This is a genomic window from Legionella septentrionalis, from assembly GCF_003989745.1.
Lineage (GTDB): Bacteria > Pseudomonadota > Gammaproteobacteria > Legionellales > Legionellaceae > Legionella_A > Legionella_A septentrionalis.
Window position 1 is genome coordinate 1 of sequence record NZ_RZGS01000063.1, and the last position, 4,650, is coordinate 4,650.

Sequence of the window (4,650 nt, forward strand, 5' to 3'; positions counted from 1 at the left end):
TAGAAATTCAATTGCTTTAACTTTGAACTCTTTTGTGTAGATACTTCTGACCATTGCTACTCCTTGTTGATGAGATTATATCTCTTAAACAAGGTGTACGGCTAATCGAGGAGGGATCAAATCAACTAATTAGTAATTACGTGGTCATTCCTGTTCATAGTCTCAATAAGCAGATAAGAGCAGTCCCACAATCTGGGGATTGATCGATTTAAATGTTTTTTAACTTTTTCAAATGGAAATTGCCGCGCCCCCGTGGGGGCAAGTCAGCTATATTATGGTTCGATATAATTAGGGGTGTCCGTCCTATGTTGTAAGAAAAATTCACAAAAATGTGCGCAAAAATAAATAAAATAGAATAAAAACTTGACAAATCCTTTGGTATAGTCTATACTGCTTAGTGAGCGTGATCCCATGAACTATTAAGTAGGGATCAAGAAAAACACTATTAAGGTAATTAACCAATACCTTTGGAGCTTTCGAGGCAGAACTCAAGAATAAGGATCAGGCAGCCATTAGGCTGTCTTTTTTTTGTCTAATCAATGTGTTGCTCGCTTTATTCTTAGATTCTGTCCTCAGTAGCTCTGGTAGCTTAACCCGTAAGATCGTATGTCCTCCTACCTGACGGCCACGCTGAATTACTAATGCTATAATTAGGCTAATGGATTAACAAGGAAGTATAAATGAGCGCCCCTTCTCATCCAGACAAGGATATTAAAAAAGCGATTGATGAAGCGGTACTAAACAATTGGACGGTTAAAAAACTTGGGTTAGGTGGGAATTCGCATGCTTGGGGAAAAATTACTTGTCCAGCGAAATTTCTTAGCTTCCCCCATGCTGAGTGGTGCGCAATGATTATCTATACTACACCGAAGAATCCTTCAAATATGGCAAAAATGATATTAAGGAAGGTTAAAAAATGCACTCATTAAGAATGAATTCTATGTATGAATTTACTTTAAAGTTAAATACTAAAGAATTTACAGAAGAGTTAGCGAGCCAAATTTTTGAAGCTGGTTGTGATGATGCATTATTCCATGCGGACTCTAATGGCGTTTATTTGGATTTTTCAAGGGAATCTACCTCGTTAGAAAAAGCTATTTCTAGCGCTCTTACCGATCTTAGAAAAGCTGGTTACGAAGCAAAAATTCAAGAAGAAGAATATTCTTCCCGCTCTCTGTTTGAATAAAATTATAAATAAAACCAAGTATTAAGTTTTACCCCCTACTATCCCAGTTAGTAAGCTATCCAAATAAGTCGGCGTGACTACCAGTTCTAACGAAAGTAATTGTGTTTTTTTGGATTAGATAGATTAATAACCAGTCTGGCTCTATATGCAGTTCTCGACAGTCCACATAGTTGCCCTTCAAAGCATGATCGCGATAGTTAGGCTCCAAAGGAGTTTGATTGATCAGTTTTTCTATAACATCTTTTATCTTTTGAATATCTTTTCCACGCTTAATTATGCGCCTCAAATCCTTTTCAAATTGCTTTTTATAGAAAGGACTTAGCATCACAACCCTAGTTTGCTGAATAAATCGCTAGCATCTTTACAAGCAACAATCCCCTTACCCTCTCTTGCTTCCTCAATAGCTTTCGCGGTTTTTTTATTGGGTAGATCTAAATCCAATGGTATCTCGTGCTTTCTTATGACCTGTCTATACAGCATCGTAATAACTTGGGTGGGGCTCATGCCCAATTCATCAAAAATAGCTTCAGCTTCTGTTTTTAACTCAGGCTCGATACGAGCTCTAATGTAAGCTGTTTTGCTCATGATATTATCTCCAAACATTATTGTTAATTGTATCCCATTTGAGACACAATATCAATGTCAACATATATTCCTATGCGGTTTTTATTAGACTAAAAAATACCTAAAAACTTTTTACGTGGTTTTAGTTCAATCAACTTCTGAGTTGACTCCAGCGTTTTTAGCAAGGATCTTTTTTCCTCATTGGCTATTTGCAACTGCTCCTTTAGAAACTCATTCTGCTCTCTTAAGAGCTTAAATTCATATTCGCTATGTTCGCGAACACCTTTCGCCTCAGTTCGTTCCATGCAATCAGGGAATACGCGATAAAATTCGCTTTTATCTATTAGATACCTCCCTCCTTGATCTCTATGAGCAGAAAGCTCACCGGATTTAACCATTTTTTGTATTTTTCTAATCGAGCAGCCTACAATATCTGACGCTTCTTTCGCGCTAATTTTCGTTGATTGTTCGCCCATGTTCGTCCTTGTTCGATATTAGTTTTTCAAAAGAAAATTGCATCTGTTTCTTTTCCTCGAAATCAAAGTAAAGTTTTGAGACATTACGCCCTTCTTTTCGCGTAGAGAAGTAAACTTGCAAGTTACTATGAGTATTTATTTCTTTTATAGATGGTTTGATAACCCATTTATTTAGATCCCTGAATAGAGGATATTTATCTTCAAGTTTTAACAGGCTTCTAAAATCTGTTAGGTCGATCCACCTAACTTTTGTTTTGTTAAATCTCATAAGTAACTCATAGATCCTAATTGCATACGAAGTTCTTAATTGAGCGACATCTGCTAAGCGATATGAAGTAAACCTACCGCTTAGCTCGCTAATATAAATAAGAACATCATCACTCCAAGTAAACGATACTTTTGCCTCTCCTTTATGATAGATGGCTTTTTTCTGTATCCATCTAAATTCCTCAGTGTGGTCTTCATGCCTTATCACAACACTTCTTTCATAGAGCTTCTCGGCGGCCTGATATAATTCTCTATGAGCATTTTTCATACTTATTTGCATTAATTCAGCATAATTAGAGGCAGATATAGTTACTTCTTTAGAGACTTTAGTCTGAGGTTTTATCTGGCTTAAGGCTGCAAGTATTAGCCTTTGCTCCCAAAGAGATAGCTGATAACTAGCATCCACTAGCATATTAGATTTATTTATTTTTTTGAGCGACATAAATGAAATACCATTTCTTTTATTCCATTTATATCTCAGGTGGAAAATGAATGTCAATTACTCCACTTATAGCTGTGGATGAGGCCTCAAATATCTCCACTCATTACCTCAAATATCTCCACTCATTACCTCAAATATCTCCACTCATTACCTCAAATATCTCCACTCATTCAGAATAATGAGAAACCAAAGCCCTTGCCAGCATTGAGTTCCAAGCAATTAGGCCATCATCTAAAAATAAAAAAAAACAGAGAAAAAATATTAAAAAGCAAGTTATCCACAAAAAAATTAAACAACTTGATCAATAAAAGAGATTTAAGGAATTGTAAGCAGAAGAAAATGGATTTAACTTGGGGCGCTGCCCCAAACCCCGGGATATTTAAAGACACAAAGCAATTTTCTTAAAAGAAGGGACTTAAACTCAATCAAGCCCCTTGCTTCGTGTCACGGCCATTGCCTTCCCAGGCTGTACCGTAATTAAATTTTACCATGAAAAAGAAAATTATTTCTTCAGATACTGGTATAGTGTTTCTCGGCTAATACCATACTTACCAGCCAACGCAGTTTTATTCCCTCCTGCGAGTACCTCTGCTTTTAGATCGTTGATCTGAGAAGCTGTTAGTGCCCTTTTACGACCTTTATAAACTCCTTTCTTCTTTGCCAGCTCAATTCCTTCACGTTGACGTTCTTTAATTAATGATCTTTCAAACTCTGCAACTGCGCCCACGATATTTAGCATTAATATGGACATAGAACTATCTTCACCAGTAAAAATTAAATTTTCTTTTATAAACTCAACTCTAATACCCTGATCGGTAAGTTTTTTCACAATATTACGTAGGTCAGATAAGTTTCGGGCTAATCGATCCATAGAATGCGCTACAACGGTATCTCCTTCTCGTATAAACTCCATCATTGCTGCAAGTTGTGGTCGATTAAGGCTGCCACCTGATGTCTTATCTGTAAATATCTTATCAAGCTTAACACCTTCAAGCTGTCTATCAGCATTTTGATCAATACTGCTAACTCGAATATAGCCAATTCGCTTGCCATTCATGGTTTTTACCTACAAATAATGTCAGGTATATTCTAGATATAGATACACACTGCGTCAATTAATTATAAAATAACCCTATTATGACACCAATGGGTACCATTTTCCACGTAAGATATAGGTATACCCTAAATTGACATTCATTGTTTTCCTGATCTATAATTGAACAATAACTAGTCGCTTACGTAAATAGGTACTTTATGATCAAGATACCACTGCTTATGTCGTTAATGCTGATCTCTACAATGGCTTTTTCTGATGCGGGAGAGGATTGGCTTTGGGAGAAGTCTGCTAAACCGCTAGAAATCGATACAGGGTCAACTAAGACCGTAATAGTATGCACTCAGCCCGTTATAATATATGGGGACTAGTAGTTAGCGTAGAGTCGTTTCAAAGAATGATCTGGTTACACTAGTCATATAATTATGGGCACCAACTTAAGGGAGAAGAAATATAGAAATGCAAAAGGAAATTGAAACCCCAACAATTGGAACTCTCATCGGTCTCACCCTTTTATGGTTAGTCTCTATCCCTATCTTTTGATCCTACCTCGAAAAACCGGACACCCACTTTATGCAACCATGCCAAATTTGCTAGGGGTCTGAAACCCTAAAGTTGAATGGATGCGTTTGCGATTGTAAAACACCTCAATATAATCGAA

General features: G+C 36.7%; 8 protein-coding genes. 2 read left to right on the plus strand and 6 right to left on the minus strand.

From position 1 onward, the window contains the following. Window positions 1-680 precede the first annotated feature (680 nt). Complete coding sequence (locus ELY11_RS11990; RefSeq protein ID WP_127033792.1) at window positions 681-929, plus strand: hypothetical protein; 249 nt, start codon at window positions 681-683, stop codon at window positions 927-929. An 11-nt stretch (window positions 930-940) separates the two neighbouring features. Further along, a complete protein-coding gene (locus ELY11_RS11995; protein WP_127033795.1) occupies window positions 941-1,186 on the plus strand; it encodes a hypothetical protein in 246 nt (81 codons plus the stop codon). A 55-nt stretch (window positions 1,187-1,241) separates the two neighbouring features. Here the strand turns inward: ELY11_RS11995 and ELY11_RS12000 are convergent, their stop codons facing one another. The 6 genes from ELY11_RS12000 to ELY11_RS12845 all read right to left on the minus strand — a co-directional run bounded on the left by ELY11_RS12000 (window position 1,242) and on the right by ELY11_RS12845 (window position 4,641). Continuing rightward, window positions 1,242-1,511 carry a type II toxin-antitoxin system RelE/ParE family toxin gene (locus ELY11_RS12000; RefSeq protein ID WP_127033798.1) on the minus strand — a complete coding sequence of 90 codons (270 nt, stop codon included), beginning with the start codon at window positions 1,509-1,511 and terminating at the stop codon, window positions 1,242-1,244. After that, window positions 1,511-1,771 (minus strand): type II toxin-antitoxin system RelB/DinJ family antitoxin, encoded by a 261-nt coding sequence (locus ELY11_RS12005; protein WP_158615205.1) that lies wholly within the window; start codon window positions 1,769-1,771, stop codon window positions 1,511-1,513. Before ELY11_RS12005 ends, ELY11_RS12000 begins: the two co-directional genes overlap by 1 nt. Window positions 1,772-1,860: 89 nt before the next feature. Further along, window positions 1,861-2,226, minus strand: coding sequence for a helix-turn-helix domain-containing protein (locus tag ELY11_RS12010; RefSeq protein WP_127033804.1), 366 nt, complete (start codon window positions 2,224-2,226; stop codon window positions 1,861-1,863). Continuing rightward, window positions 2,201-2,935, minus strand: coding sequence for a replication initiation protein (locus ELY11_RS12015; protein WP_127033807.1), 735 nt, complete (start codon window positions 2,933-2,935; stop codon window positions 2,201-2,203). The genes ELY11_RS12010 and ELY11_RS12015 overlap by 26 nt, the downstream gene beginning before the upstream one ends. Before the next feature lie 502 nt (window positions 2,936-3,437). Further along, window positions 3,438-3,992: a recombinase family protein gene (locus tag ELY11_RS12020; RefSeq protein WP_127033810.1), complete on the minus strand. Its 555-nt coding sequence runs from the start codon at window positions 3,990-3,992 to the stop codon at window positions 3,438-3,440. 568 nt (window positions 3,993-4,560) lie between these two features. After that, the gene (locus tag ELY11_RS12845; protein WP_407656459.1) at window positions 4,561-4,641 is read right to left on the minus strand and encodes a hypothetical protein; all 81 of its coding nucleotides are present in this window, start codon (window positions 4,639-4,641) and stop codon (window positions 4,561-4,563) included. Between the last annotated feature and the right edge of the window lie 9 nt (window positions 4,642-4,650).

What these genes read in the sequence shown, in the direction of transcription:
- ELY11_RS11990 (WP_127033792.1), top strand. Translation starts at nt 681, where the DNA reads ATGAGCGCCCCTTCTCATCCAGACAAGGATATTAAAAAAGCGATTGAT.
- ELY11_RS12010 (WP_127033804.1), bottom strand. Translation starts at nt 2,226, where the DNA reads ATGGGCGAACAATCAACGAAAATTAGCGCGAAAGAAGCGTCAGATATT.
- ELY11_RS12015 (WP_127033807.1), bottom strand. Translation starts at nt 2,935, where the DNA reads ATGTCGCTCAAAAAAATAAATAAATCTAATATGCTAGTGGATGCTAGT.
- ELY11_RS12005 (WP_158615205.1), bottom strand. Translation starts at nt 1,771, where the DNA reads ATGAGCAAAACAGCTTACATTAGAGCTCGTATCGAGCCTGAGTTAAAA.
- ELY11_RS11995 (WP_127033795.1), top strand. Translation starts at nt 941, where the DNA reads ATGTATGAATTTACTTTAAAGTTAAATACTAAAGAATTTACAGAAGAG.
- ELY11_RS12020 (WP_127033810.1), bottom strand. Translation starts at nt 3,992, where the DNA reads ATGAATGGCAAGCGAATTGGCTATATTCGAGTTAGCAGTATTGATCAA.
- ELY11_RS12000 (WP_127033798.1), bottom strand. Translation starts at nt 1,511, where the DNA reads ATGCTAAGTCCTTTCTATAAAAAGCAATTTGAAAAGGATTTGAGGCGC.